The organism is Lysinibacillus sp. 1 U-2021, assembly GCF_029916965.1.
Lineage (GTDB): Bacteria > Bacillota > Bacilli > Bacillales_A > Planococcaceae > Lysinibacillus > Lysinibacillus capsici.
In genome coordinates this window covers 1,392,146-1,418,367 of sequence record NZ_CP123966.1, presented here as the reverse complement: position 1 = coordinate 1,418,367, position 26,222 = coordinate 1,392,146, and the positions used below count along the sequence as shown (strand labels likewise).

Here is a 26,222-nt window from a genome sequence, read left to right as displayed (position 1 = left end):
TTAATTTACTCTAATCTCTTCCTATTGTATATCTATATATCTACTGAATATCCACTTAAAAAACTTTGATCACTCCACAAATAATCCCATTCACCAAATCTACCTATACTTTTAATTTTTAATTTTCCTAAATAATCTAATACAATTTTACGATCATGCTCCATACCATTGTAGAAAACAACATTTGCATAATCTAAATGCCGTGTATCTATTATTTCAATATCTAATTTGGATGCAATATCCATTTTCTCAATCGCATCTATTACTTTTTCTTGAAGTTCATTATCTGAAAACTGAAGGGGATTATTTTTAGAATAATAAATTTCAAATTGTAAAGAACTCTTTCCTTCTGGGGCGTTATTTTTAGATTTCATACTTGGAGAATATGCTCTTGCAAAAGGGATATCCTCGTCATATACATAAAACCATAAAGATGGGATATCTATTTCCTTATTAAATCCAACAGAAACTAAGCAAACTGAAGTTGCACAAAGATTATTTGCAGCCTTTTGTACTTCTGTTGGACAACCTTGTAATAATGAAATAATAAGGGGTAACGGTAAACTACTTATTAATGTTTCGTAAAAAACTTGTTTTCCATTTTCAAAAAAAATATTTTTATTATGAGCATCTATTTGAACCACTCGATGATTTAATTGAATATTCAAGCCACTCGCTACCTGTTCTATAAAAGAACGATACCCCCCATTAGCAGGATAACGCATTTCTTGTGTATAATATGTATTTGGTGTTTCAGCAGTCATTGCTCCTTGCAGCACTTCATCAATAGAAGGCTGATACATGCGATTTTTAATCCACTCTACTGAAAGATTAGCAGGCTCACATCCCCAATATTTCCTTGTGTATCTTGTTGGATATTTATCTGCGAAATACTGACCAAATTGATATTTCAACCATTCTTCGTAGTTTGATATAGAAGCAGTATCAGTTCTGTTTATAAAACTATTGATAATATTAATTCTTTCTTCTACTGGTAAAGCAAATGAATTATTTTGAACAGGATGTTTTACCCAATAACCATCACTATAGTTCAGGGCGGTGGGTTGATGAATATAATAAGGCACTTGATCGAAAATACTTCGAACTAATTGATTTTTGGTAAATGATAGATGTATAGCATGATCAAATCTAAAACCGTTTATAATAAAATTATCAATTAACCCTCCAAAACGATTACGTGCTTCATAAATAATTGTATTTTCACCCAATTTAAACCCTGCTCCAATACCAGCTATTCCTGCTCCTAAGATAACATTTTTAATCATACTAACAATCCTTTTTTATTTTCTGTATACCCTTTTCTAAACCTATTTTCGCCTCCCAATTCAATACTTCTTTATTCTTAGCAATATGTGCTACAGACTGCATAATATCATTTTGTCTGTAAGGTAGAGCTCCCCACTCAATATTAGTGGATCTAGAATAGGTTGTCTCAATAACATGTGCTAATTCTCTAATACTCGTTCCTTTCCCAGTCCCTAAATGCAACTCTATAAAGTCTTGCTTGATATTCTCTATTTTGTTAATTAAGGTAATAAAAAAGTCAACAACATCTTCTATATGAATAAAATCTAACTTCTGTTCACCAGCAGTCATTGGAATCTTATTTTTAGAATCTAAAGATGAGATAATATAATCTATTACCTTTTTTTGAGAGTCTCCTTCACCGTAAACAGTATACGGTATTACATTTATCCACTGGAAATTTAATATTTGTTGATAGTATCTCAAAATCGCTCTAAAAGCTGTTTTTGTGGCAGAATACAAATAAGCACTTCTCAACTCCCCATCATTGTAATAATACTCTGCACATGTACCTACGTTAATAAAATATTTAATACCTGTGCCTTTTAGAGCATCAAGTAAATGAGTGCCCATTTCTATATTTACATCTAGTATCTTGTTAATATTTTCTTCATCATCTTGGCTAGTCAAATAAGAGGCAAGATGTACTACTAAATCTGGTTTAAAATCCTTAATCTGCTCTTTATAATTAGTGTTTAATAAATCGAAATATTGTATATTTTGAAGTTCCCCAAATAATTCAATTGCCCTTTTCTGATTTCGTATTAAAAGAGCAATATTATCTTTGCTAAAATAGTTTTTGTAAATTGTGGGTACAATATGACTTCCAAAAAAACCAGTAGCCCCCGTTATTAAAATTCTCATAAAATTTTAAACTCCTTATGAAGAGGATCAATTCATAATCCATATAACTTTTATCCAATTTGAATATAATTACATTATTTTTCCCCATTCAACTCCAAAGATACTTACTTTATTCTGAAGTCATATTGGCCGTATAGTAGCCACAATGAATAACAGATTCTTTAATTCTCACTTTTATTGACAAAAGATTGAATTTGTTTTTTACAAAAGTCATATACATCATGCTTTTTATAATGTTTATACCAATCTACTGTATATTCAATAGTTTCATCGATATTCAGCGTTGGTTTCCAACCTAGTTCAAACCAAGCCTTAGAAATATCTAGTGCCAATAACTTTGCCTCATATGCTTCATTACGATGAGAAACATCAATTAGTTTTCCTTCCCCATAAGCTTCGACAACTTTATTAGCAATATCCCAAACATTCACTACTGAGTTTAACTGTGGCCCAAAGTTCCATGAGCTACTATATTTTACTGGATTGTCCCACATTTTTTGAGCTAATAATAAATATCCACTTACCGGCTCTAGCACATGTTCCCATGGTCTAATTGCATGTGGACTTCGAATTTCAATTGGTTTCTGATTTTCAATAGCACGAATACAATCTGGAATAATTCGATCCAATGCCCAATCACCGCCACCAATCACATTTCCAGCTCTGACACTTGAAATTGCTTTTCCATGCTTTTCATATTCATTTGGATTAAAGTAAGACCTTCTCCAAGAGCTAATAGCGATTTCTGCTGCTCCTTTAGATGAGGAATATGGATCATATCCACCGAGAGAATCTGATTCTTTATAACCCCAAATTTGTTCTTTATTTTCGTAACATTTATCGGTAGTAATAAATATACCCACTTTTGTTTCGGCACAAGCCCTTATTGCCTCTAGTACGTTAATAGTTCCCATTACATTTGTTTCATACGTTTTGACAGGTTGTTTGTATGATAAACGCACCAATGGTTGAGCAGCCATATGAAAAACAATCTCTGGTTTATATTCATTGAACACTTGATGTAATTTTTCTTGATCTCTTATATCAGCACGGATATCAACAATCTTGTCACCAATATTCGATAAAACAAAGTTGTCTTTTTTTGTATAAGGATCTAAAGAAAATCCAATAACTTTAGCCCCAAATTCATGTAACCAAATGGATAGCCATGAGCCTTTAAAACCCGTATGACCTGTAACTAATATTGTTTTACCTTTCCAAAAATTAGAATCAATCATTTTAGTCTACCCCATAAATTCCAGGGAGCTTTTTGTTTTTTCCATAAATCCTCAAGATAATTTTTATCTCTTAATGTATCCATTGGTTGCCAAAAGCCAGTATGCTTAAATGTTTGTAACTGACCATCTCTTGCTAAATTAATAAGCGGTTCTTGCTCAAACGTAGTACCGTCAGCATCAATATAATCAATTACTTCTGGTTGTAATACAAAAAAACCTGCATTTATCCATCCACCATCCCCTTTAGGTTTTTCTTGAAACCCGAATACTTCATTGTTATTTCCTAAATCTAAAGCACCAAAACGTCCACCAGGCTGGACAGATGTAACTGTAGCAAGTTTTTTATGATTCTTATGGAACTCTACTAATTCTTTAATATTCACATCTGAAACTCCATCGCCATATGTAAACATAAATGGTTCATTTTCTAGATACTCTTTTACTCTTTTTAAGCGACCACCAGTCATCGTCTCAAAACCTGTATTCACCAGTGTTACTTTCCACGGCTCTACATGAGCATGGTGTATAATTTGATTGTTATTATTACGGAAATCAAATGTCACATCTGACTCGTGTAAAAAATAATGCGCAAAGTATTCTTTAATGACGTAACCTTTATAACCTAAACAAATAATAAAATCGTTAAAGCCATAATGGGAGTAAATCTTCATAATATGCCATAAAATTGGCTTACCACCAATTTCAATCATTGGTTTTGGTTTAAGATGGGATTCTTCGCTAATTCTTGTACCAAAACCTCCTGCAAGTATAACAACCTTCATATTATTTCACATCCTTTACTAGTAACATTGGCCTCAAAGCTGTATTTTCATTTATGTTTCCATAACTTCCTAGCGTAAAATTTGGATATTTAATATTTCCTCTTTCTTTCTTTTTAAATATATTAATTAGATCTCCTCGAATTGTGACTCCCATATTTTTAGTTTCAATAATACAATGGTCCATTTCCTTCATCCAACTTAATGGGACATTACCAACATTCCACTCAAACCAATTATGATTTATATATCTATCCCAATCATTATTCTTATCATTCATATAACTAAAATGACCACCAGTCAGCATTGTTAGTAGCGAATTAGGAATAATACTTTTATGTCATAATTGCTCTGAAATAGTTTTCCACGAAACATAATTTTGAATATTTCTATCTGCAATTAATTTTTTTTCACCATTATTTTTATCAACTATAATATAATAAAAATCACCATTTGGTTCAGGCATAGCTTCAATTGGTAATAGCATAGCAGTTTCCTCACCTAATCTACTAAACTCTCCAACTGTATTAAAAGTAGCCTCATAATGACAGCGTATCCTCTTACCAACTTCTAAATCCTCAATTCTCTCAACCTCATGAATATGATAAGCACGACCACCAGTATTAATTGCAATACCCATAAAGCTAAAGTTTGGGTTCTCTGATACAATCTCAACCTCCACTTCATGCATTATGTTTTTTAAATTTAACTTTTCAAATAAGATTTGCTGTCGGAACGAGCCGTATAGTTCTTTATCAAAAGTAAAAGTATTTTTAATCTTTACTATTTTTGACTTCCCATCAATTGTTACTTTTATCTCCAGTGGTTCTTTGGCATGATTTGCTCCTAGGATTCGTATTTTAGAGCCTTTGAATTTAAATTTTAGCTGTGTTTCAGTATTTGCCGTGTCTACACTAAAACCATATCTTTCGAGTTCAACTTCTTTTTCTTTATCCTCGTCTTCACCAGGTACTTCAAAATTCGTTTGTATTTCTAACAAATGCTTTTCCCAGATGCCTTCAAAATGGAAAATACCTGAAGTTGCCTCGTAATATTTATAACTGTTGCTAACTCTCAATGGTTGATATACTTTTACATGGAAAATAGGTGCTAGCTTTTGATAAGCATCAATCGTTAACAATAGGTACTGACGATAAACCTGTACAGATGCATATAGTTTCTCCGATAACACAGACATTTTATTGCAAATACTTAAATCTGAATAAAATTTACTTTCATAGTATTGAATCACAGGCATGATGAGTGTATTGACAAAATAATTTTTCTTAAAGGTCTCAAAGTATGCATAAAAATCTTTTAAAATAGCATCTATTTTTTTGATATCTGTTGACTTGCTATAGGTCTCTAACTCTGTCAAAGCCTTCAGCATTTTATTGATCAATTTAGTAAAGGATAAACTTCCTTTTTCTAGGTTCCGTAATTCAGCTTGATTAGCTTTTCTTCCATGATGCTCCAGCCGCTCCCACCACTTAGATGGAACGACTTTTTCTTTTAATTCTTGTTTTATAGTACTTCCAAGACTTTGGAAAGGAGCATTTGCAATTTTCGCCCCGCCGATAGTAGCATTAACAATATTGAGATCTGGTAAAGTTGAAATATATAGTTCCATCTCTCTCCGCATTAAATCAAACGTTGGATTTGTCTGAACGTAACCACCATCTACAGATTCTACGTCAAACACAGCTACTAAATCTTTTTCAAATAATTCGCCGTCTACTTGTACAGGCTCTTCACCTTTTTGTTCTTCTTTTGGTGTCCATCTTGATATACCCTTGGCGTAAAACTGATTCCCTCTATAGGCAAAGTTTTGACCGACCAATATGATCTTACCAACATTTAATTTACTTAATAATTGCAATGTCACATTGGCAATTGTTGCTGAATCATTAATAGTTGTCGATTGTACATTATGTAAAAGAGGTGTTAGCTTATCCTTTTCCACCACAAAATGCGCAAGCGGTCCTGGGAAGGTTCGTACTGTTTCATATCCTACTGTAGTACCGTAAAGTAAAGGAATATCCTTTATCGCCTTTTCTCGTAGCTCTTGAAACACCATATGGTTATGCGATTGTGGATCATAAGACAATACAGCATCAGGATGAATATCATTGGCAATTAATGCTCGATTGGCTGAGCCTACCGCAAATATAAAAGCAAGTCCATTTTTTTTAATGTAACGAATATTTTCAATTTCATCTGATAACGAAGGACCTGCTGAAACAAGTAACACAGGTTTACCTTTAAAAATGTTGTTTTTCTGTTCTAAAATATTTGGGGTTTCAAATGTCGATTTGACATTTATTAAGGCATTAATTGCCCAACGATCTTTAAACCTCGCTTCAACTCTTGTATTACTATATTTATCTTTTAAAAAACGTCTATATAACTCAGCGAAATATGCATACTCATCTTTAGCGATTTTTTCGTAAATAGGTAGTTGCAGTAAAAATACTCTTTGTGCAAAGTTAATACTAAAATTACCTAAATGCTCAACTAAGTCACCTTCTGAATGTTCCACATATTGATTGGTAATGTCATTTATAGAAACACCTATTTTAGCCGCATTTTTTTGAAATTCCTCATATACTTCCACAATCGGTTCATATATTGAGATTATTTTTTCTGGATATTTCATTTGTACTTCTTTTACATGGTAGCCTAATCCCACACCATAAAATAAAATATGGTCAGAGGCTTCAATTTGTGTGGCATTCGCTTCGATAAAACGTTGTGCCTCGTTGACAGGATTATATTTACTATGTATCGGAAGCATGTGGCCTTCATGCTCTACTTGAATAATTGGTAGATTTTGTTTACTTTGCAGTAATTCAATCTTTTTATGTGCCAACTTTCTTCCTCCCTTTTATGCTTGTCCTATACTTTTATACTGCCAATTTGCTTGAATTTCTTCATGATTGCTTAAAATATTTCGCCCATCAAATAAAACTTTACTATGAACTAATTGACTTATTTCCGACCAATCAGCTGTTTTAAACTCATCCCATTCAGTTACTAAAAGTATAGCTTCCACTTTTTCTACACATTGTTGTATAGATTTTGTTGATGTTACACCTATAATAGCTACTTCTTTAACGATCGGATCGTATACTGTAATTTCTGCACCTCGTTTTTTGAGTTGTTCAATTAAATATAAGGACGGTGCTTCTCGTAAATCATCTGTATTCGGTTTAAAGGCAAGTCCAAGAAGGGCTATTTTTCTTCCCACTAAATTGTCATTGAAATGTTGCAATACTTTTTCTAAAAACAATTGACGTTGTTTAGTATTTACTTGTATCGCTTTCTCAACAATTGTCAATGGTGCGAAATTTTCTTTAGCTAAATACGCTATTGCCTCTGTATCTTTTGGGAAACAAGATCCACCATAACCAAGTCCTGCATTTAAAAATGCGCGCCCGACACGGTGATCCATCCCCATACCATCTGCTACGTCAGCTACATTTGCCCCTACTGCTTCACAAAGATTAGCAATCTCATTAATATAACTAATTTTCACAGCTAAAAATGCATTCGCAGCATATTTAATCATTTCAGCACTTTTACGATTCGTACGTACAATTGGTATACTTAATGGTTTAAACAATTGTTCTATTATCCTGCCACTTTTTTCAGTCTCTGCCCCAATAACAATTCGGTCTCCATGAAACGTATCATGAATAGCATGACCTTCTCTTAAAAATTCTGGATTTGAAACGACTTCTACTTTTAAATCAGCTACTATATTTTCTTCAATAATCGATTGAACTAAATCGTTTGTGCCCACGGGAACAGTACTTTTCACCACAACAATTGTATCGTTCACAATATGTAATGTTATATCTTTTGCAGCTTGTTTAATATAGGTTAAATCTGCGGCACTACTCTCACTTTGAGGTGTACCAACAGCTATAAATACGATTTCAGCATCTAGAAAAGCATCTACGTGATTCGTCGTAAAAGTTAATCGATTTGCTTCAATATTTTTGACCATTAATTCATCTAGACCTGGTTCATAAATAGGGGATTTACCCGCCTTTAGTTTGTTCACCTTACAACCATCAATGTCAATACAAGTCACGGTATGACCTATCTCAGAAAGAACAACCCCTGTGACAGTACCAATCACAGCTACATTAGTCATCCTTTTTCCACCTTATCTACCACTTGTCTAATATAAGCAAACACTTCATCTTTTAAATCTTCACGCTCTAACGCAAAATCAATTGTCGCTTGGACAAAGCCAACTTTACTACCACAATCATATAGCTTGCCCTTCACATCATGTGCTACTATACGTTCAGAATGGTTAAGCAATTCTATGGCATCTGTTAATTGGATCTCTCCACCAGCACCTGGCTGCGTAACCTTTAGTGCATTAAAAATTGTAGGCGTAAGTACATAGCGTCCCATTATTGCAAATTTGAAGGTGCTTCCTCTGCCTTTGGCTTTTCAACAAATCCCTTAACTTCAATGGCTTTCCCATCCGACCTCTCACCTTCTGGATCAATCACTCCATATTGATGGACAACACTCCTATCAACAGCTTGTACACCGATAACAGAAGCTTGTTCATGTTTATATATTTCAATTAACTGTGCTAGTGCTGGTGTTTCAGCTTGTAAAATGATATCGCCTACGGATTAATAGGTTTCTGTGGATGTCTTTCTGTAATTGGTAATTCCAAGGGATTACCATATGTTGCACATGTTGAAGAGAATACGATGTTTGTTACATTATGTGCTAACATTGTATCTAATAATTGTATAGAATTCACAACATTATTTTGATAATATTTTGCAGGCTGTATGACAGATTCTCCTACATATGCAAACGCAGCAAAGTGAATAACAGTATGGATTTGCGGATAATGATTAAATAGATTCTCTATATCTACTTTTCTGGCTAAGTCTCCTTCTACAAAAGGAACTTGTTCTGGGACAAACTTACGATGCCCTGTACTTAAATTATCAAAAACCATAACTTCTTTTCCCTGCTGCACTAAATATTACAGTGTGTGATCCTATATAGCCTGCTCCTCCAATTACTGCAATCATCTACATACCCTCCGCTAATTTACGTAACTCCTCAACCGTTAACCAATCGTTATTATTATCACTTGTATAAGCAAATCCATCTGGTAAGGCTTTCCCGCCCTCTGCATAATTTTTGGACCACCATGAAAATTCCGGTTGGATTATATAATAGTCATCAAATTCAACGGTATGCCTTGCATCATCTTCCATAATCATTGCTTCATGCAGTTTTTCACCAGGGCGAATGCCCATAATTTCGATTTCACATTCGGGAGCAATAGCACGTGCTAAGTCCATAACCTTCATGCTAGGAATCTTCGGTACAAAGATTTCTCCACCATGCATGCGTTTTAAATTATCGAGTACGAATTGTACACCTTGGTCAAGTGTAATCCAAAAACGTGTCATCCGTTCATCCGTCACTGGTACTCTTCCTGTTTCTTTAACTTTTTTAAAGAAAGGAACAACACTACCCCGGCTGCCCACAACATTTCCATAACGTACGACAGAAAAACTTGTCTTTTTATCTCCTACATAGGCATTTGCAGCAACAAAAAGTTTATCTGATGCTAATTTTGTAGCACCATATAAGTTAACAGGTGCACATGCCTTGTCTGTAGACAGTGCTATCACTTTTTCTACACCGCAGTCTATAGCTGCCTCAATAATATTTTGTGCACCATGAATATTGGTTTTCACAGCTTCAAATGGATTATATTCACAAGCATCTACATGCTTCATTGCTGCTGCATGAATCACAATATCGACACCATCAAATGCACGATGTAATCGATCCTGATCACGCACATCACCAATAAAGAAACGTAAACGATTGTCCGTAAATTCCTGTTTCATTTCATATTGTTTCAGTTCATCACGGCTAAACACAATAATTTTTTTAGCTCCCTCTGTTAATGCCTTTTTAATAAATTTCTTTCCAAAGGAGCCAGTACCTCCAGTAACTAAAATGACTTTATCTTTTACAGTCACGTTTTTCCCTACCTTTATGTATCAGTTTTCTACCTTTTCAAAAATCCACTCAGATGCACTTGCAAACATGGGTGCAATTTCATATTCAAATAAGTCAGCTACAGTGACAAAATCGCTAATTTCTAATGCATGATTTATTTCATTTAGCATATCAAGCGCTTCTTTTGTTTGACTATTGACTTTGTAGTTTTGTTCAATCATATAATGCTCTACTGATACTAACCAACCCATTCCTTCACTTAAATCGATGATCATTTGTAAAGCGTCTGCTTGTTGGCCAATACGTAACATGTTAGCAATTTGATGGCAGCCTTGTTCAATTCTTATAACATATTCATAATAGGATTGTTGTGTCTCTTGCATTAATTCATTCATGGATAAATCCTCCCATTCTCTACTTACTATTATATCGGTTTTTTTTCTTAATTATATAGGGCGATAACACGAAAAAACCTTGCGACATAAAAGTCGCAAGGTTGAAAGTATTAGTAGGATTAACCTAATAATTGAAGAACGCCTTGTGGTTGTTGGTTTGCTTGAGCAAGCATAGATTGAGCAGCTTGCGTTAAGATGTTGTTCTTCGTGAATGCCATCATTTCAGCAGCCATATCTGTATCACGGATACGAGATTCAGCAGCTGTTAGGTTTTCAGAAGATGTACCTAAGTTATTGATAGTATGTTCTAAACGGTTTTGAACCGCACCAAGTTTAGAACGTTCGTTAGATACTTTAGATAGAGCTTTGTCAATTGTAGAGATTGCTTTATCTGCAGCACCTTGTGTAGAAATATCAACACCAGCTTTTTTAGTTGTTGCATCTGCTCCAGTAGCTCCTAAATTAGTACTAGCAAGACCAGTTGGAATTGTTCCACCTGCTCCAGTTAGATCAGTACTAGTAAATGAATCTTCTACTTTTACGTTAATAGACCCAAGTTGCTTTAATGCATCGACAATATCTTGTGTTGTTGTTTTTACATCACCAGCATTTGTGCCATCACCAGCTGCTTGAGCTAAAGTAATTGTAATTTTTGTTCCATCGTTACTCATAGAAGCAGTAGTTTGTGTAATCGCAGCACCAGATGGATTTGTTACAGGATCTTTAAACTCAATTTCAATAGCTTGACCTGTACGGTTATTAACTTGAACTCCAGTTATCCCATTTAGATCTTCGAAACCTCCTGAAAGACCTGTTACACCTAGCGCATCTGCACCTAAATCAGTTACTTCTAATTTAATGTTTTGAGCAGAGTTTGCACCGATATGGAATGTTAATGAGTTTGCTGTACCAGAAAGTTCACCGTTTAAAAGTTTACGAGTGTTGAATTCTGTATCTGTAGAAACACGAGTGATTTCTTGAGATAATTGGTCCATCTCTTTTTGTAGTTCTGCACGGTCTTGAGCAGTGTTCGTATCGTTTGAAGATTGAACTGCTAATTCACGCATACGTTGTAGGATTGAGTGTGTTTCGTTAAGTGCTCCCTCAGCAGTTTGGATTAATGAGATTGAGTCTTGAGCATTCTTAGTTGCCATATCAAGACCACGGATTTGACCACGCATTTTCTCAGAAATTGCTAAACCAGCAGCGTCGTCACCAGCACGGTTGATTTTGAAACCTGAAGATAACTTCTCAAGGTTTTTAGCAGATTGAGTGTTGTTAAAGCCAAGGTTACGGTGTGTGTTTAACGCTGAAATGTTGTGTTGAATTCTCATTTGGAATTCCTCCTTGAATAATAGTTTTTGTCATCTCACATCCATGTGAAATGTTGTTGGTTTAGGTTGTATTGTATGTACTTCCTGCCCCCTACACTATCTATATCGTATCTATTAAAAATAGTTTAATAGTATTTCAAAAAATATTTTATTTTTTTCTAAACAATTTGATTATAAATTTCTAAATTGCTCCAATAGATTTGAAGTAGTTGACAACGCTTCTTTATTTTGCTCTTGAATCGCCTTAAAAACTTCAGATCGATGTACTTTAACAGTTTTAGGTGCAATTATCCCTAACTTGATTTGATCTCCGTCTACAGATAAAATTTTGATTTCTATTTGATCACCAATCATAATAGATTCATCTTTTTTTCTAGAAAGCACAAGCATCATTTAGCACTTCCTTCCAAGGAGTGCATTGGGAAACGTAATGGATAGGCCATACCATCCTGTAAAACAATTTGCTTACCACACTTTTGTTTAACATTAATAACAATGGGTGCTAATAAATTCATCGTAGAATCTTGAAACGTTTCTTTCAAAGTTACGATGGAGTAAGTAATAACATCTTCTTCGGTTTCTATATGTAGCTGTTCTTTATCTTCGTCACTAATTTCAAAACTGTAGTCTTTTTTAAATACAAAGGGGTAGGCAACAACAAAACCTATCTCTACTTTGTTCACTGACTGTAATACTGCGAGTGGTAGATTAGCATCAATCGGTAGAAGCACAAACTTTTTTTCATCTTCTAGCCCTAGTAAACCATGTTCAAATGTAAGTATCTCTTGTTCAGTAATTTCTACTTCACCTAAAAATTTTGTGTTTAGCTTCATTAAGCGTTGACACTCCTTTATCCAATAACATCAATTTCCACATTAGGTCTTTGAACCATTGTACCAGTTACTTTACCAGGTGTGTATTCATGAATAGGTTTGTTCACTTTTGCGTCAATAATCGGTTCTCTTCTTTGAATATTAACGTCAGTTGTGCCTGGTGTGTAGTCTATTTTTACTGACCCTACTGATGGTACAAATTTAATATTGAATTGCACACGATGGGGTCCATGATTTTGCTTGGCGATATTTTGAATAGTCGCTCGTCCCTGCCCTTTTCCAGCTGACATCATCATTTTTCGTCCTTCACTCGCACGTCTTGCAGCTCCACTCAAAGCAGCCTGTTGACCTTCTTTAGCGGTATTTTTTGTGGCTTCAATTGGTCCAATTATCCCCAGGTCTCGTCTTGCTTGCGAAGAATCAATTTTTAATACACCTTTTGTAGTATTGATTTCTAAAATGGCTGCTGGTTGCTCAATATGTTGCGTAGCCTTTGGTTGTTCAATGTGCTGGCTAGGTTTTCCAATATGAAGATCTAGTTTGGCATCTGTTGTATGGATTTGAATTTGAGGGAGTCTCATATCTTTTTCTCCTTTTAAGAAAAGCGTTTGGATTTAAACAGTCCAAACGCTTACTTTCAAATTTTTAGCGAATAAAATCAACTAATGTTTGTTGAATAATTCTAGATCCTACAGAAAGTGCAGCCTGATGTATGGACTCTGACGTCACCATTTCTGTTATAGCCTTTGAGTAATCAACATCTTCATTGTTCGATAGTTGTTTAGTAACGCTAATTTCTCTAATTGATAAACGATTTTCCATTAATTCAACACGGTTTTGTCGTGCCCCAACATTCGCTTGAGCTTCTAGCACTTTATTGTGCATATTAGTGATATCATCTGACTTACTATCCGTTGAAAACCCACCCAATGCTTCACTAATTTCAGCACCTGTAGCAGGTCTCGGTACAATTTCGGGAGGAACAATGCGTTCTGGATCTAATAAATCAGAAATTTTACCCATTAACGTATCGATATTACCAAATAAATTTGCACCAGGGGTATTCACTTGTAACGTTATTCCATCATAAACCTCTATTTGTACATCCCCATTTGGGGAAGTTATTTCATCTGCAGTACCAGCATTAATATTCGTTCCGTCATAAAGTTGATAATCAGCATTAATTATTTTTAAACCATCTGGGTTTGGTGGTGTAGCTTCTACAAACAATGGTTTACCAGTATTCGTCCCACTAAAAATATAACGATCAGCAATTTTAGTATTTGCTACGTCTTGAATTTGTTGACGAATTTGATCAATTTCTTCCTTTATTTTCGCACGTTCGTCAGGTGTATTTGTATCATTAGAAGCTTGAATCACTAGTTCACGTACACGCTTCATTTGCTCACCGACTTGGTTAAGTGACTCGTCTGTTGTATCAAGCCAATTATTTACTTCATTCATATTCCGTGTATACTGCTCAACTTGACCTAAATCACGACGATATCCCATTCCTTTTATAGCAATCACTGGATCATCGGAAGGTCTAGTGATTTTTGAACCAGAGTTAATTTGGTCTTGCAGCTTGGACATTTTGCCATAGCTTCGATTTAAGTTTAAAAGCATATTATTGGATAACATCGATTGTGTTACGCGCATGTTTGTAAAAACTCCTTTCTAGTGTTTTTATAATCCTACTCGACCCATTCCATTTATGATTTTATCTAATGTTTCATCGACAACTGTGATCATACGAGCATTCGCGTTATAAGCTTGTTGGAATGTAATCATGTTTGTCATCTCTTCATCTAAAGAAACCGAGCTAACCGACGCACGACTGTTAGATATTGACAATAGTAATGTTTCAGATGTTTTGTTTAAACGATAAGACTCTTCACCGTCTGTTCCCATCTTCCCTATCATTCCTTGATAGAAAGAGTTGAAAGTTGCCCCATCTAAGTCACCTGTTGTTATCGTTTTCCCTAATATAGTTATTGTTCCACCATTTTGAACCATCGACTGAAGATTCGCCAGCTCAATAGCCCATTTACCATTTCCTTCTTCATCCTTTTCAGAAGAAGCAGCTAACTTGGATGGATCAGCAATAAGGTTATCATTTACTTTAATATTCCCTGCTGTTATGACACCCCCTGGAGGATTTGTTGTAAAGAAATCAGGAGCACCCAGATTCCCCGATAAATCATATCCTTGTGCATGCATAGCATTAAATACTTTGGCAAATTCAGATGCTAATTTGTCTAATTTGGCAATTGTTTCGGGGTAATAGCCATGACTTACATCATGGCCATAAGAGTCGACTAATGATAAAAGCTTCCCTTTGCCTGGCTCCAGTTGATTGTATGTAACATTCCCTGAATTAGTATTTCCTGACCCAGTTATAGTAATGTTATCGAATAAATTTGTTAAATTATTACCATCGATTTGATTTGTACCACTATTAACTGCAATACTGGCAAAGTCTTTACCATCGACTAACTTAATTTCCGTTGTTGTACCATATGGTTTAAAAATGATCGTAACGCTTCCTTCAGCTACATCACTTGCCAAACCACCCGATTCCACATTTTTGATTGATACAGGGATGTACTCATTTAATTCGTCAATTAAAATATCCCGCTGATCATATAAATCATTAGGCACAAGTCCATTTGGCTCGACTTCTTGTACTTGCTTATTAATCGCTGCTATTTGCTTTAAAATAGAATTAATGCGGTCTGTCGCTACTTTTATTTCATTTCCTAAATTTCCTTGAATTCGCTTCAACTGGGTATCCATGTAGTTAAAGGATTCTGCCAAATGGTTTGCTCGCTCAATCGCTACCGTTCGTGATGAACTCTGTTCTGGATTCGTACTAACATCTTGAAGTCCTTTCCAAAATTGCTCTAATGCTGCATTCAAACCAAATTGAGATGGCTCATCCATAATATCTTCCATTTGGGAAATAGCATTTGAACGAGATTCCCAATACCCCAGCTTGTTTGTTTCCTGACGATATTGTCGATCAATAAACTCATCGCGAATACGTTGGATAGATGTTGCTTCGACACCAGTCCCTAGATGGCCAGGATAGTAAGGTGAATTTAAACCAGCCGTTGGAAAACCTGGTGTAGCTTGCATATTTACTCGTTGACGAGAGTAGCCTAATGTGTTGGCGTTGGAAATATTGTGACCTGTTGTATATAAAGCAGTTTGCTGTGTGAAGAGGCCACGTTTACTAGCTTCTAAGCCCATAAATGTTGAGCGCATTTTTCTTCCTCCCTTGTTATGCTTGTGAATCGAAATATGATTTTTTAGCTATGGTATTAGTTCCACGTACTTCGTTGCTGGAATAGTTCATTTGCTCTGTACGGGGTCTTACTGTATCTAATGTTAGGTTGACGACTTGTAAGGATTGGAAAACGAGTTTTTGATTTAGATCATTTTGTTTTCGTAGGTCATTGATAATTTGCATTAAACGTTCGCGAACTGCTGATAGTGTTGCTTTGTCAGCTTGTTGTTCAGCAGCCTCGATGACATCCGCGACAGTTGTTTTGTCAGATGAAGCAAGTCCCTTTGCTTCAAGGTAGTCCGTTACCTGTTTCTGACGCTGTTGCTCGAGCTTATCGATGGCTGCTACATGTGCCTGCTCGTCCTTGAGCAATTGGTCTAAAGCTTCGATATCGCCACTTTTAATAATTTCTGTTTTTTTAAAGGCTAGTTCGAGTAAGCTTTTATGCATTCTCTCTAGCATTGTTAGTGTAGAACTAATTGCTTCTACAGACATATCGTTATACACCCTTTCTGCTATTCCCTAGAAACGATAATATTTCAGCATATCCTCTGCCACTTTACGAGCGTCTACTTTGTATTCACCAGAAGCGATATCCTTTTTCAATTGTTGAACATGGTTTGCTCGCTCTGTACTGTATGTTGAAACCCCTTGCATTTCCTGCGCAGCCTTTGAAATTTCAATTTTATCGGCGAAAGATGCCTTGTTTGTATTTGATTTTGCATTGCGTACTTGGTTTTTATAGGCGTTTACTGCATTAACTCCATAAGATGTAATTTTCATTTCAATACCCCCCATCTCTAAATCCTATCTTACTATTATTTCGGATTGTCTCACATAATGTTAAGTTTTCACATAGAAAAAAGTGTGCTAATTTTGTTTAAAATTAACACACTTAGCGTAATTAACGTTTACGTTCTGAGTGATAGGTTACACGGTCACGTTCTTCAACACTTTGGCGAAACTCTTTGGCAGCTTCAAATGTCCGTAAGTCTGCTTTTAATTCATCCTGACATTTCGAGCAGAGCTTTCCTGTAGTCGTTAGATGGCCACAGTTATCACATGGATAGCCAAGGTTAGGGAACATGGCTGGCTGCAGACGCCCCTTACGAACCCATTTATACAATAGTTCCTCTGCTGCTCCCGTGGCTTCCACAATACGTTCTACAGTTGCCGCACGGTTTTCACGTTTACGTAAGAAACGATAAACGATTTGATAAAGCTCCTCCTCTGATTGTGCACACTTATGACACACTTCTCGGACTCCTGTATAATTAAAAAACTCATTACATTTAGGACAATTACGAACTTCTGCCATTGGCCTTTCCTCCTCTTTCTAGCAAATTTATCTACGAATGCTGTCTCATTAACTATTATACATAATACATTGGTATTTTCATCCTTCAATTAATGTGAAGTATTGGACATTTTTAGCACCCGCTTGCATTAAAACCTGTTCAGCATGCTGTAAAGTTGTCCCCGTAGTTTTTATATCGTCAAAAAGAAGATAATTTTTATGTTCGACTTGTGCACCCTCCATTAAGCGAAAAAGTGGAGCTGCTTGTATACGTTGCTCTCTATTTTTAGAGCTTTGGGTTTCTGTCGTTGTCTTTTCTAATAATTGTATAAAAGGAATATGCGCTGCCTTTAATAGTTCATCCGTATGCGAGAATGTACGCTCCTGTTGTTTGAGAGGGTGCATTGGAATGGGTAGAATCATCGCTTTTTCTTTGGTGAGACGATTATGAAGCTCCTGCCGAAATACCTTTGCTAGAGCCACATCTTGAAGAAACTTTAACTGGTGTAAGTAATCCTTCATCGCCTCATTATATTGATAAAGGGATGTAGCAGATTGAGAAGGTACAAAACGAGCGGCACATCTTTCACATATAGTCGGCGAGAATTGCTTGGTTAGAATCATTTTCCAGGAAATAGTTATTTTTAACGGCTGGGTGCATATTAAACAATGAGTTTCTATTTTATTCATTCAGAAAATCCCTTCTTATTATAAAATTGAATTTTTTCGCATGCCTCATCCATCTCTGCCGTGATGCCGTGATGAAAGAATAAGACCTCCCCATCTGGAAATTGAACATCTCGTCCAACTCGGCCTGCAATCTGAATGAGGGCATTGGCGGTAAATATCAATGATTCTGCCCCAATAACAGCCACCTGTACTTTGCTGATTGTAATGCCTCTTTCTAATATCGTAGTGGTTAATAAGCCCGGAACTTCTTTATTTCGTAGCTTTAACACCTTCTTCTTCCGCTCTGGGTCAGCTGCATGCACAGCTAATATGTCTTCATTTAATCCTTGAAAAAGAAGAGTTGCACTATTCATTAAGTCAATTGTCGGGAAAAATAGTAAAAAGGGTTCCTTTTGGTGTAAGCGCTCCTCCACCCACTTTTTTAACCTTTTAGGGATTTTACCTCGCTTGAAGCATTTATTATAGCTCCATAAAGAACGAACTTGGGGGACTGGTAATGGATAATTATGATAGCGTTTTGGAATAAAAGAGTAGCTTTCTTGCTGGAAGGTATGGAGTAATGCTGCTGATGGGGTTGCTGTCACAAATACCAGAGGAGCCTTTTCCTTTTTAGCCTTTTCTACTGCTCTTTGTAGAGTTTCATCAAATGTATAAGGAAAAGCATCTGCCTCATCTACAATAATGACATCAAATGCCTTGTCAAATCGGTAGAGCTGATGGGTCGTTGCTATAACAAGCTGGGCATAGCCATTTTGGTAAGGAGCTCCACCGTATAAAGCATGAATAACTGTTTCAGGAAAAGCCTGTTGAAAGCGTGGATACAGTTCTAACACTACATCTGTTCGTGGTGTAGCAATACAAACACGTAGCCCCCGCTTTAATGCATCATACACAGATGGGAAAAGTATCTCTGTTTTGCCTGCACCGCAAACTGCATGAATTAAATGGGATCGTTTTACTTTCACACTTGCCAAGGTTTCATTAGCTGCCCGTTGCTGGAGTTCAGTGTATTGCCCGGTCCATTTTAATGAATGCTTGTTAATTTTTATCGTCTTGGGACCTGTCCAAATCATCAATCGTGTACAACTACTGACTCTCCCCATCTTAATACAGTGTCGGCAGTACACACATTGTTGCTGACATTTTGAGCAATCGAATTTTATGAATAGGTGCGGATCTGTATTGTGGCATCGATTGCATTTTATAACTGGCTTCATTTGAATTCCTTCTATTATACAGACGTATTTTCGCTGTATTGCTTTCTCAATATCTTCAGATGAAAATGGCGAATGTTCTTTTAACCAAATGCGACCTTCATGAAAATCACGTAATGCTGGGGGCAACAACCAACCCCTATATCTCATCAAAATCTCCCCTTTCATAGAAAAAAGCCTCTACTTTTGCTGTAGAGACTTCTCACAATTCGTTATTTTTTTGTCCATCCTAATCCCATCGACCCTTCACCTAAATGAGTACCAATAACAGGACCAAAATAGCTCAATTTAAAGTTTACGTTTGGGTACGTTTCGGCTAATTGCTCTAGCCATTCTTGGGCTTCAGCAGGGCAATTGCCGTGAATGACAACAGCGTCCATCGCTGCATACTTTTTTGCATCCACTGCTAGCAATTCTTCTGCACGCTTTAATGCCTTTTTACGTGTTCGGATTTTTTCGAAAGGTACAATTACCTTATCCACAAAATGTAAAACAGGCTTTACTTGTAATAAGCCACCGATTAATGCAGCTGCAGAAGATAAACGCCCACCACGCTGTAAATGTGCTAAGTCGTCTACAATGAAGTAAGCACGAATAGACTGCTGCATGTCCGCTAATGCTGCAAGTATGTCTTTTGCTGAATGGCCCTCTTTCGCCATTTCCGCTGCTCTTAATACGTAAAAGCCCTGAACCGCACAGGATATTTCACTGTCAAAGGCATGAACATTAATGCCTTCCACCATTTCACCAGCCTGTACTGCACCTTGGTATGTTCCACTAATACCACTCGATAAATGGATGGAAATTATCTCATCGTAATCCTTTGCTAGCTCTTCAAAAAGAGCCACAAATTCTCCAATTGGAGGCTGTGTTGTTTTAGGAAATTCTTTAGCTCCACGCACCTTATCATAAAATTCAGATGCTGTGATATCTACTTCTTCTGCAAATAATTGACCTGAGATATTAACACTTAAAGGTATCATATGAATGTTTAAGCGTGCACGTTCCTCAGCTGTAATATATGCAGTACTATCTGTTACGATTGCCGTCCTCATCCATGTCCACTCTCCTATAATTCTTAGTTTACAATCTATTTCTACTTGGTGCAATTGTTGTTCGTTGTTGTTGCTGGCGCTTCGCTTTCGCACAGACAAAATCTTGTTGTTGCTGGCGCTTTGCTTTCGCACAGACAAACCTGTTGTTGCTGGCGCTTCGCTTTCGCACAGACAAAATCTTGTTGTTGCTGGCGCTTCGCTTTCGCACAGACAAAATCTTGTTGTTGCTGGCGCTTTGCTTTCGCACAGACAAAATCTTGTTGTTGCTGGCGCTTCGCTTTCGCACAGACAAAATCTTGTTGTTGCTGGCGCTTTGCTTTCGCACAGACAAACCTGTTATTGCTGGCGCTTCGCTTTCGCACAGACAAAATCTTGTTGTTGCTGGCGCTTCGCTTTCGCACAGACAAACCTGTTGTTGCTGGCGCTTTGCTTTCGCACAGACAAAATCTTGTTGTTGCTGGCGCTTCGCTTTCGCACAGACAAACCTGTTGTTGCTGGCGCTTCGCTTTCGCACAGACAAAATCTTGTTGTTGCTGGCGCTTTGCTTTCGCACAGACAAAACCTGTTGTTGCTGGCGCTTTGCATAAATTACGGAAAACAAAAAGAAATGAATGTGAAATGAATGACGAACGTCGGATTCCCGTTCTCGCCCTTCTTGAGTTGTGCTAGTAAGCAGCTTTCATTTCACATTCATTGTCTATGTATAATAGGCATATCTTCACTCAATTGTTATGTTGAATGAAGATAGCTTCTGTTAATTTCCTGTACTTGACTGTGAGTCATCGCCAATATAAAAGACACTCGTCACTTTCCAATCATTGTCCTCTTTCACAAAGACTGTTACCTGACGTCCTGCACTTTCATGTTCGACATTTGTCTCAAGCTGAAGTGAGTGCATTTTCATGTTGGCAAAAACTTGCGCCTCTTCTGATTCATACTTTGCAATTGTTACATTTTCTACTTCACGCTTAATATCAAATTGATCAAATACTTCTGATGCATATGTTTTTTCTTCATCGTATTTAAAACCTTTTGGGTTTTTCGAGATTGTATTCATATAACGATCAATTTCTTCAGCATTTAATGCAGCAATATACTCATCAAAAGATGCTAAAATCGCCTTTTCATCTTCCGCTGGTACATTATCAGCCTTTTCTACGTTTCCACCCATCATTTCAAAGCCAACTGTACCATCCTCTATTACTTTATCTCGTTCTTCATCACTCATCTTCTCATCTTTATTACCACAGGCAGTCAATACTAATAAGATTAGAACTGCTAGAAAACTTTTCTTTAACATCAAAAAACCTCCCGCGCATATTGTAGCATATAAATGCTTTCGTAGGAATTTTGTTGTGCATTTTCAACATTTAGGTGCTACATCTTCCTTATGACGCATTAGGCTGTAAAATGTTGCACGAATTGCTAGTTATCATATTAATACTAATGAATAGTAATGTTACAAAATTGTGAATGACCTATTCTTCATCAAGTTAGCCCAATACAAATTATTACCAAAAAACAATAAAAAACTGTTTTAAAAACTACTTCAATAAAAAGTAGCTTTTAAAAACAGTTTTAGCAATTAGCGTACTTCAACCCAACCATTTTTAATGGCTGTTACAACTGCTTGTGTACGGTCATTCACATTCATTTTTTGTAGAATACTTGATACGTGGTTTTTAACCGTTTTCTCAGAGATAAACAGTGTCTCACCGATTGTACGGTTGGATTGACCATCTGTTAATAATTGTAATACTTCACATTCACGCTTAGTTAGCAAATGGAATGGACGACGAATTTCAGTTTGATGGAAGTTTCCTTTATTTTCATGTTCTGAAAGTCGCTTAAATTCTGCTACTAGGTTTTTCGTTACTTTTGGATGTAAATAAGAACCGCCGTTGGCAACAACTTTAATCGCCTCAACGATTTCATCTGCATCCATCTCTTTTAACATATAACCAAGAGCACCTGATTTTAATGCATGCGTAACATATGTTTCATCGTCATGTATAGACAACATAATCACTTTTGCATCTGGAAATTCAGTAATTAACTCTGACGTTGCTTCCACTCCATTTTTACCTGGCATGTTAATATCCATAAGTACAACATCTGGTTCATTTTCAGCATATAACGTAACCACATCTGTACCATCATCACCTTCTGCTACTACATCAAACGTATCTTCAAAATCTAAAATGCGTTTTACTCCTTCGCGGAATAGCTGGTGATCGTCTACAATAATAATCTTTGTCATTTGTCTTTACCCCCTAGATTTCTGCGACAGTTACATCATTCTACTTCAAACGGTATTTTAAATAACACCGTTGTCCCTCGATTGATTTCACTCGTAATGGTGATTGTACCATTTAAAATTTCAATACGTTCTTTCATTCCTAAAATCCCAAAGGAATGATCTTTTACTACTTGTGGGTCAAAGCCTATGCCATCATCTTTTACAACAATGTTGACGGCATCTTTTAACCATTCAAGCTTTACCCAAATGTCTTTACACTTTCCATGCTTCATGGCATTGGTTACACATTCTTGTACTAATCGGAAAATGGATACTTCATAATTTGAAGGTATACGTTTTTCTGTACTTCTCGATTGGAAATGAATTTCAACACCTGGATTATATTCAGTCACTGTCGATAAATACTTCTTTAATGTCGGAATAATTCCCAAATCATCAAGTGCCATTGGTCGTAGATCATAAATAATACGTCGCACTTCAGATAAAGCATTACGTACCGTTTTCTTTAAATCGGCAATTTCAGCCAAAGCCTTTTCAATACCTTTTTCACGATACGTTCTATCTATTAAATCAGTGCGCATAAGGACATTTGCAAGCATTTGAGCAGGTCCATCGTGAATCTCTCTCGATAAACGCTTACGCTCTTCCTCTTGAGCTGCAATAATACGTATCCCAAAATCCTGCTTCATTTTTGCTTGTTCAAGGGCTAAACCAACATTTCTTAAATCTGAAGTTAAGTAATTCAAAACGACATTTACCTGATTAACAATATGATCAGCACGTTCAATTGTATCGAGTAATCCTCTTAATCTTCTCTCTAGATCATCTCTTTTATCCCGTAGCTGTTTTTCTTGTGTTCTAATAACGGAGAGCTTTACTTGAAAATCATGTGCAGTTTCATAGGCTTCTCTAACTTGTTCTTCGGTATAATTATCAAAAGCTTTACTCACTAGCACAAGTCGTTGCTTAGCAAGCTGCGTACTTTTTTCCAATGCATCGCCATCATCAATTACGATTGATATTTGTTTTCGAACAATTTCCAGCTCTTTTTGCATATCTTCAAAGCTTCTGCGGCTTTGTTCACTTATAATAAAGATATCATCCTTTGAGCTCATGATTGTATCTAACATTCGATTAAAAATGTCATCAAGCGACTTTAAATCGAAGGTATCATTTGAAAACATAGTATACTCCCCAGTCTAATGTCTTATGATTACTTACTAATTTAATAGACTAAAATCACATATTCCATAGTCTACACCTATTATAGCATTACCATGCTAAAATTTAATGCTTTTTCTTCATGAAAATTATAGAATAGAACTCTAGTTAAAAGGAGATTGATACGAATGAGAGAAAACTATTTAACAGTAAAAGGATATGGTGAAAGCGAAATTGTCATTTCCAAATCTCGCTTTCTCACTTATATAGAACGTGCAGAAACGGAAGAGGATGCAATTTCTTTTATAGATGGTATAAAAAAATTGCATCATAATGCAACACACAACTGCTCCGCATATATTATTGGAGAGCATGATCATATTCAAAAGGCAAATGATGATGGGGAACCTAGTGGTACTGCTGGCGTCCCTATGTTAGAGGTCTTAAAAAAACAAGGGTTAAAAGATACGGTCGTTGTTGTGACCCGCTATTTTGGAGGCATTAAGCTCGGCGGTGGTGGCCTTATTCGTGCTTATGGAAAAGCAACTACAGAGGGATTAATTGCTGCACAGATAGTTGAACGTAAATTGCATCATTTCATGAAAGTAGCTATTGATTATACATGGCTAGGAAAAGTCGAAAATGAAATAAGAAGTTCATCATATTCTTTAGAGGAAATACGTTATTTGGAGGGTGTTGAAATCATTGTTTCTGTGCTAAAAGAGGACGAGGAACAGTTCCGAAGTTGGATAACAGAAATGACTAATGGACAAGCTTCCATCACTTTCGAAGATGCTCAATTTGTAGAATTTATTGTCAATTAAATAGTTTTAATTGTCGAAACTAAATATGCATAGTATAATTTTTTTGTTAAGCTATTTTATTGTCCACACAATTATTTAGTTAAAATTGAATAAAAGTTAGCTTTATCGCATTATTATTCCCAATAATTAGAGGAGAATATATCTATTATGAAAAAAAGATCTGTTAGTCCGACTAAAAAGAGGTCTTCTAAAGCTTCATTAATTATAAAAGTTACACTTCTATTAGTTGCCAGCTTGGTAATTTGTGTAACGGCTTATGCTGTTTACCTGACTAAACAGGTAGAGCATGCTGCCGATTCTGCACATGAAGAATTAGAAGGCCGAGAAGTTTCTACACTTCGCGAAGAAAAAGTAGAGCCAGTACATGATAATGTATCCATTTTATTTGTCGGGGTTGATGATAGTGATAATCGAGGACAGGGTTCGGACCATTCACGTTCCGATGCACTCGTTTTAGCTACATTAAATAATAAAACACAAACTATTAAAATGCTAAGCATACCCCGTGATTCATACGTTTATATTCCTGAAGTAGGCTATAAAGATAAAATTACCCATGCTCATGCATATGGTGGCACACTGGCATCAATTGATACTGTTGAAAAATTATTAGATATTCCAATTGACTATTATGTACGTATGAATTTCAATGCTTTTATTGATGTAGTTGATGCATTAGGCGGTATTGAAGCTGAAGTACCTTATGCTTTACATGAATTAGATGAATTCGACAAGTATACAATCAACCTACAACCAGGTTTACAACAGTTAAACGGTAGCCAAGCACTTGCACTTGCAAGAACACGTAAACAAGATAATGATATTGAGCGCGGTAAACGTCAACAAGAAATTCTTTCAGCTATTATCAAAAAAGTTGCCTCTGTTAAGACAATAACAAAATACGATGATGTTATTAAGGCACTTGGTGATAACATGAAGACTAATATGACATTTACTGAAATGAAATCTTTCTTGTCCTATTTATCAGAGGGTGTACCACGAATCGATACTTTAACATTAGATGGTACTAATGATACATCAACTGGGATATATTATTATCAATTAAATCAAGAATCTGTTAATGAAGTGAAAGAAACATTAAAAAATCATCTTGGATTAAATGAATCTTCATCAAGTCTTACTAGTAACCGTACTGAAAGAAATGCCATAAGCGAAGAATCTTCGACGAATGAGCAACCTCAATAAATCTAAAAAGCCTTTCCATTTTAATTCATGGAAAGGCTTTTTTATATGAACTCTTATTAGACACTACTCCAATGTATTAACAACAGTCACTCTAAGAACGCTTATTTCATCATCAAGATAGTGCTATCCGTCTATTTGCCTCTTATACTCACCTCTTGACAGTTTTTATAGCCCCATAATTAACTGCCGATCAAAGCCCAACAGCTAAGTGGATACATTATTAAACAAACAAAATAATTTATAATTTCTTATCATCTACAAGAAAGTTTAGTGATATTCACTATCCGCTAATTTTCCAATCTTAAAATTAACCTTACTGTTCTGTCTTGTCTAATAACCATAAGAGAGCTCTACTCTTCAAACGTATTGTGAAACTATACTAATTAACATTATAAAGTTTTACCACTTATTACTATAAATAAGATTGATTGTTAGA

30 protein-coding genes are annotated in these 26,222 nt (G+C 35.9%); 3 read left to right on the top strand and 27 right to left on the bottom strand.

Annotated elements, in window-relative coordinates; genetic code table 11:
• Positions 1-32: 32 nt before the first annotated feature.
• The 24 genes from QH639_RS07375 to QH639_RS07265 all read right to left on the bottom strand — a co-directional run bounded on the left by QH639_RS07375 (position 33) and on the right by QH639_RS07265 (position 20,335).
• A complete protein-coding gene (locus tag QH639_RS07375; RefSeq protein WP_281115896.1) occupies positions 33-1,286 on the bottom strand; it encodes a protoporphyrinogen/coproporphyrinogen oxidase in 1,254 nt (417 codons plus the stop codon).
• Position 1,287: 1 nt separating this feature from the next.
• The gene (locus tag QH639_RS07370) at positions 1,288-2,190 is read right to left on the bottom strand and encodes an NAD-dependent epimerase/dehydratase family protein (protein ID WP_281115895.1); all 903 of its coding nucleotides are present in this window, start codon (positions 2,188-2,190) and stop codon (positions 1,288-1,290) included.
• Between the two features lie 161 nt (positions 2,191-2,351).
• Positions 2,352-3,428 carry a CDP-glucose 4,6-dehydratase gene (rfbG, locus tag QH639_RS07365; RefSeq protein ID WP_281115894.1) on the bottom strand — a complete coding sequence of 359 codons (1,077 nt, stop codon included), beginning with the start codon at positions 3,426-3,428 and terminating at the stop codon, positions 2,352-2,354.
• Positions 3,425-4,210 (bottom strand): glucose-1-phosphate cytidylyltransferase, encoded by a 786-nt coding sequence (gene rfbF / locus QH639_RS07360; RefSeq protein ID WP_281115893.1) that lies wholly within the window; start codon positions 4,208-4,210, stop codon positions 3,425-3,427. Before rfbF ends, rfbG begins: the two co-directional genes overlap by 4 nt.
• Before the next feature lies 1 nt (position 4,211).
• Entirely contained in the window at positions 4,212-4,487 is a 276-nt protein-coding gene (locus QH639_RS07355; RefSeq protein ID WP_281115892.1) for a hypothetical protein, read from the bottom strand.
• Positions 4,488-4,547: 60 nt separating this feature from the next.
• Positions 4,548-7,076, bottom strand: a complete 2,529-nt coding sequence (locus tag QH639_RS07350; protein WP_281115891.1) for a motility associated factor glycosyltransferase family protein — start codon at positions 7,074-7,076, stop codon at positions 4,548-4,550.
• Between the two features lie 15 nt (positions 7,077-7,091).
• Positions 7,092-8,366 (bottom strand): UDP-glucose dehydrogenase family protein, encoded by a 1,275-nt coding sequence (locus QH639_RS07345; RefSeq protein WP_281115890.1) that lies wholly within the window; start codon positions 8,364-8,366, stop codon positions 7,092-7,094.
• Positions 8,363-8,635, bottom strand: coding sequence for a hypothetical protein (locus tag QH639_RS07340; protein WP_281115889.1), 273 nt, complete (start codon positions 8,633-8,635; stop codon positions 8,363-8,365). Before QH639_RS07340 ends, QH639_RS07345 begins: the two co-directional genes overlap by 4 nt.
• Complete coding sequence (locus QH639_RS26490) at positions 8,635-8,850, bottom strand: sugar phosphate nucleotidyltransferase (RefSeq protein WP_481817325.1); 216 nt, start codon at positions 8,848-8,850, stop codon at positions 8,635-8,637. Before QH639_RS26490 ends, QH639_RS07340 begins: the two co-directional genes overlap by 1 nt.
• Before the next feature lie 8 nt (positions 8,851-8,858).
• Positions 8,859-9,224, bottom strand: a complete 366-nt coding sequence (locus QH639_RS07335) for an NAD-dependent epimerase/dehydratase family protein (protein WP_281115888.1) — start codon at positions 9,222-9,224, stop codon at positions 8,859-8,861.
• 55 nt (positions 9,225-9,279) lie between these two features.
• Positions 9,280-10,248 carry a UDP-N-acetylglucosamine 4,6-dehydratase (inverting) gene (pseB, locus tag QH639_RS07330; RefSeq protein WP_281115887.1) on the bottom strand — a complete coding sequence of 323 codons (969 nt, stop codon included), beginning with the start codon at positions 10,246-10,248 and terminating at the stop codon, positions 9,280-9,282.
• A gap of 21 nt (positions 10,249-10,269) precedes the next feature.
• Positions 10,270-10,623 (bottom strand): DUF8042 domain-containing protein, encoded by a 354-nt coding sequence (locus QH639_RS07325; protein ID WP_281115886.1) that lies wholly within the window; start codon positions 10,621-10,623, stop codon positions 10,270-10,272.
• A gap of 119 nt (positions 10,624-10,742) precedes the next feature.
• Positions 10,743-11,957, bottom strand: coding sequence for a flagellin N-terminal helical domain-containing protein (locus QH639_RS07320; RefSeq protein WP_281115885.1), 1,215 nt, complete (start codon positions 11,955-11,957; stop codon positions 10,743-10,745).
• A gap of 171 nt (positions 11,958-12,128) precedes the next feature.
• Entirely contained in the window at positions 12,129-12,347 is a 219-nt protein-coding gene (csrA, locus tag QH639_RS07315) for a carbon storage regulator CsrA (RefSeq protein ID WP_281116187.1), read from the bottom strand.
• Entirely contained in the window at positions 12,347-12,790 is a 444-nt protein-coding gene (gene fliW / locus QH639_RS07310; RefSeq protein ID WP_281115884.1) for a flagellar assembly protein FliW, read from the bottom strand. The genes csrA and fliW overlap by 1 nt, the downstream gene beginning before the upstream one ends.
• 17 nt (positions 12,791-12,807) lie before the next feature.
• Positions 12,808-13,371: a DUF6470 family protein gene (locus tag QH639_RS07305; RefSeq protein WP_281115883.1), complete on the bottom strand. Its 564-nt coding sequence runs from the start codon at positions 13,369-13,371 to the stop codon at positions 12,808-12,810.
• Positions 13,372-13,435: 64 nt separating this feature from the next.
• A complete protein-coding gene (flgL, locus tag QH639_RS07300) occupies positions 13,436-14,449 on the bottom strand; it encodes a flagellar hook-associated protein FlgL (RefSeq protein WP_281115881.1) in 1,014 nt (337 codons plus the stop codon).
• A gap of 27 nt (positions 14,450-14,476) precedes the next feature.
• Entirely contained in the window at positions 14,477-16,057 is a 1,581-nt protein-coding gene (flgK, locus tag QH639_RS07295; protein WP_281115880.1) for a flagellar hook-associated protein FlgK, read from the bottom strand.
• A 16-nt stretch (positions 16,058-16,073) separates the two neighbouring features.
• Positions 16,074-16,574 (bottom strand): flagellar protein FlgN, encoded by a 501-nt coding sequence (locus QH639_RS07290; RefSeq protein ID WP_281115879.1) that lies wholly within the window; start codon positions 16,572-16,574, stop codon positions 16,074-16,076.
• A gap of 27 nt (positions 16,575-16,601) precedes the next feature.
• Complete coding sequence (gene flgM / locus QH639_RS07285; RefSeq protein WP_016994952.1) at positions 16,602-16,862, bottom strand: flagellar biosynthesis anti-sigma factor FlgM; 261 nt, start codon at positions 16,860-16,862, stop codon at positions 16,602-16,604.
• Between the two features lie 121 nt (positions 16,863-16,983).
• Entirely contained in the window at positions 16,984-17,397 is a 414-nt protein-coding gene (locus QH639_RS07280; RefSeq protein WP_131522739.1) for a TIGR03826 family flagellar region protein, read from the bottom strand.
• A gap of 78 nt (positions 17,398-17,475) precedes the next feature.
• The gene (locus tag QH639_RS07275; RefSeq protein WP_259420186.1) at positions 17,476-18,066 is read right to left on the bottom strand and encodes a ComF family protein; all 591 of its coding nucleotides are present in this window, start codon (positions 18,064-18,066) and stop codon (positions 17,476-17,478) included.
• Positions 18,063-19,448, bottom strand: coding sequence for an ATP-dependent helicase ComFA (locus QH639_RS07270; RefSeq protein WP_281115878.1), 1,386 nt, complete (start codon positions 19,446-19,448; stop codon positions 18,063-18,065). Before QH639_RS07270 ends, QH639_RS07275 begins: the two co-directional genes overlap by 4 nt.
• A gap of 44 nt (positions 19,449-19,492) precedes the next feature.
• A complete protein-coding gene (locus QH639_RS07265; protein WP_131522742.1) occupies positions 19,493-20,335 on the bottom strand; it encodes a DegV family protein in 843 nt (280 codons plus the stop codon).
• A gap of 64 nt (positions 20,336-20,399) precedes the next feature.
• Between QH639_RS07265 and QH639_RS07260 the strand changes: the two genes are divergently transcribed.
• Positions 20,400-20,957, top strand: a complete 558-nt coding sequence (locus QH639_RS07260) for a hypothetical protein (RefSeq protein ID WP_281115877.1) — start codon at positions 20,400-20,402, stop codon at positions 20,955-20,957.
• Positions 20,958-21,089: 132 nt separating this feature from the next.
• Here QH639_RS07260 and QH639_RS07255 read toward each other — a convergent pair whose 3' ends face one another.
• From QH639_RS07255 to QH639_RS07245, 3 genes are all read right to left on the bottom strand, one after another.
• Positions 21,090-21,635 carry a DUF3225 domain-containing protein gene (locus QH639_RS07255; protein ID WP_004227588.1) on the bottom strand — a complete coding sequence of 182 codons (546 nt, stop codon included), beginning with the start codon at positions 21,633-21,635 and terminating at the stop codon, positions 21,090-21,092.
• Positions 21,636-21,920: 285 nt separating this feature from the next.
• Positions 21,921-22,595: a response regulator transcription factor gene (locus QH639_RS07250; RefSeq protein ID WP_131520840.1), complete on the bottom strand. Its 675-nt coding sequence runs from the start codon at positions 22,593-22,595 to the stop codon at positions 21,921-21,923.
• 35 nt (positions 22,596-22,630) lie between these two features.
• Entirely contained in the window at positions 22,631-23,779 is a 1,149-nt protein-coding gene (locus QH639_RS07245; protein WP_131520839.1) for a sensor histidine kinase, read from the bottom strand.
• A 165-nt stretch (positions 23,780-23,944) separates the two neighbouring features.
• Here QH639_RS07245 and QH639_RS07240 point away from each other — a divergent pair, with 165 nt between their 5' ends.
• Entirely contained in the window at positions 23,945-24,580 is a 636-nt protein-coding gene (locus tag QH639_RS07240; protein WP_131520838.1) for a YigZ family protein, read from the top strand.
• Positions 24,581-24,727: 147 nt separating this feature from the next.
• A complete protein-coding gene (locus QH639_RS07235) occupies positions 24,728-25,786 on the top strand; it encodes an LCP family protein (protein ID WP_004227597.1) in 1,059 nt (352 codons plus the stop codon).
• The last annotated feature ends 436 nt before the right edge of the window (positions 25,787-26,222 follow it).

Bases quoted from the DNA above. Each gene is read 5' to 3' on its own strand.
- QH639_RS07375 (WP_281115896.1), bottom strand. From the start codon at position 1,286: ATGATTAAAAATGTTATCTTAGGAGCAGGAATAGCTGGTATTGGAGCA.
- QH639_RS07370 (WP_281115895.1), bottom strand. From the start codon at position 2,190: ATGAGAATTTTAATAACGGGGGCTACTGGTTTTTTTGGAAGTCATATT.
- rfbG (WP_281115894.1), bottom strand. From the start codon at position 3,428: ATGATTGATTCTAATTTTTGGAAAGGTAAAACAATATTAGTTACAGGT.
- rfbF (WP_281115893.1), bottom strand. From the start codon at position 4,210: ATGAAGGTTGTTATACTTGCAGGAGGTTTTGGTACAAGAATTAGCGAA.
- QH639_RS07355 (WP_281115892.1), bottom strand. From the start codon at position 4,487: ATGAATGATAAGAATAATGATTGGGATAGATATATAAATCATAATTGG.
- QH639_RS07345 (WP_281115890.1), bottom strand. From the start codon at position 8,366: ATGACTAATGTAGCTGTGATTGGTACTGTCACAGGGGTTGTTCTTTCT.
- QH639_RS07340 (WP_281115889.1), bottom strand. From the start codon at position 8,635: ATGGGACGCTATGTACTTACGCCTACAATTTTTAATGCACTAAAGGTT.
- QH639_RS07325 (WP_281115886.1), bottom strand. From the start codon at position 10,623: ATGAATGAATTAATGCAAGAGACACAACAATCCTATTATGAATATGTT.
- QH639_RS07320 (WP_281115885.1), bottom strand. From the start codon at position 11,957: ATGAGAATTCAACACAACATTTCAGCGTTAAACACACACCGTAACCTT.
- csrA (WP_281116187.1), bottom strand. From the start codon at position 12,347: ATGCTTGTGCTTTCTAGAAAAAAAGATGAATCTATTATGATTGGTGAT.
- fliW (WP_281115884.1), bottom strand. From the start codon at position 12,790: ATGAAGCTAAACACAAAATTTTTAGGTGAAGTAGAAATTACTGAACAA.
- QH639_RS07305 (WP_281115883.1), bottom strand. From the start codon at position 13,371: ATGAGACTCCCTCAAATTCAAATCCATACAACAGATGCCAAACTAGAT.
- flgL (WP_281115881.1), bottom strand. From the start codon at position 14,449: ATGCGCGTAACACAATCGATGTTATCCAATAATATGCTTTTAAACTTA.
- flgK (WP_281115880.1), bottom strand. From the start codon at position 16,057: ATGCGCTCAACATTTATGGGCTTAGAAGCTAGTAAACGTGGCCTCTTC.
- QH639_RS07290 (WP_281115879.1), bottom strand. From the start codon at position 16,574: ATGTCTGTAGAAGCAATTAGTTCTACACTAACAATGCTAGAGAGAATG.
- flgM (WP_016994952.1), bottom strand. From the start codon at position 16,862: ATGAAAATTACATCTTATGGAGTTAATGCAGTAAACGCCTATAAAAAC.
- QH639_RS07280 (WP_131522739.1), bottom strand. From the start codon at position 17,397: ATGGCAGAAGTTCGTAATTGTCCTAAATGTAATGAGTTTTTTAATTAT.
- QH639_RS07275 (WP_259420186.1), bottom strand. From the start codon at position 18,066: ATGAATAAAATAGAAACTCATTGTTTAATATGCACCCAGCCGTTAAAA.
- QH639_RS07270 (WP_281115878.1), bottom strand. From the start codon at position 19,448: ATGAAAGGGGAGATTTTGATGAGATATAGGGGTTGGTTGTTGCCCCCA.
- QH639_RS07265 (WP_131522742.1), bottom strand. From the start codon at position 20,335: ATGAGGACGGCAATCGTAACAGATAGTACTGCATATATTACAGCTGAG.
- QH639_RS07255 (WP_004227588.1), bottom strand. From the start codon at position 21,635: ATGTTAAAGAAAAGTTTTCTAGCAGTTCTAATCTTATTAGTATTGACT.
- QH639_RS07250 (WP_131520840.1), bottom strand. From the start codon at position 22,595: ATGACAAAGATTATTATTGTAGACGATCACCAGCTATTCCGCGAAGGA.
- QH639_RS07245 (WP_131520839.1), bottom strand. From the start codon at position 23,779: ATGTTTTCAAATGATACCTTCGATTTAAAGTCGCTTGATGACATTTTT.
- QH639_RS07240 (WP_131520838.1), top strand. From the start codon at position 23,945: ATGAGAGAAAACTATTTAACAGTAAAAGGATATGGTGAAAGCGAAATT.
- QH639_RS07235 (WP_004227597.1), top strand. From the start codon at position 24,728: ATGAAAAAAAGATCTGTTAGTCCGACTAAAAAGAGGTCTTCTAAAGCT.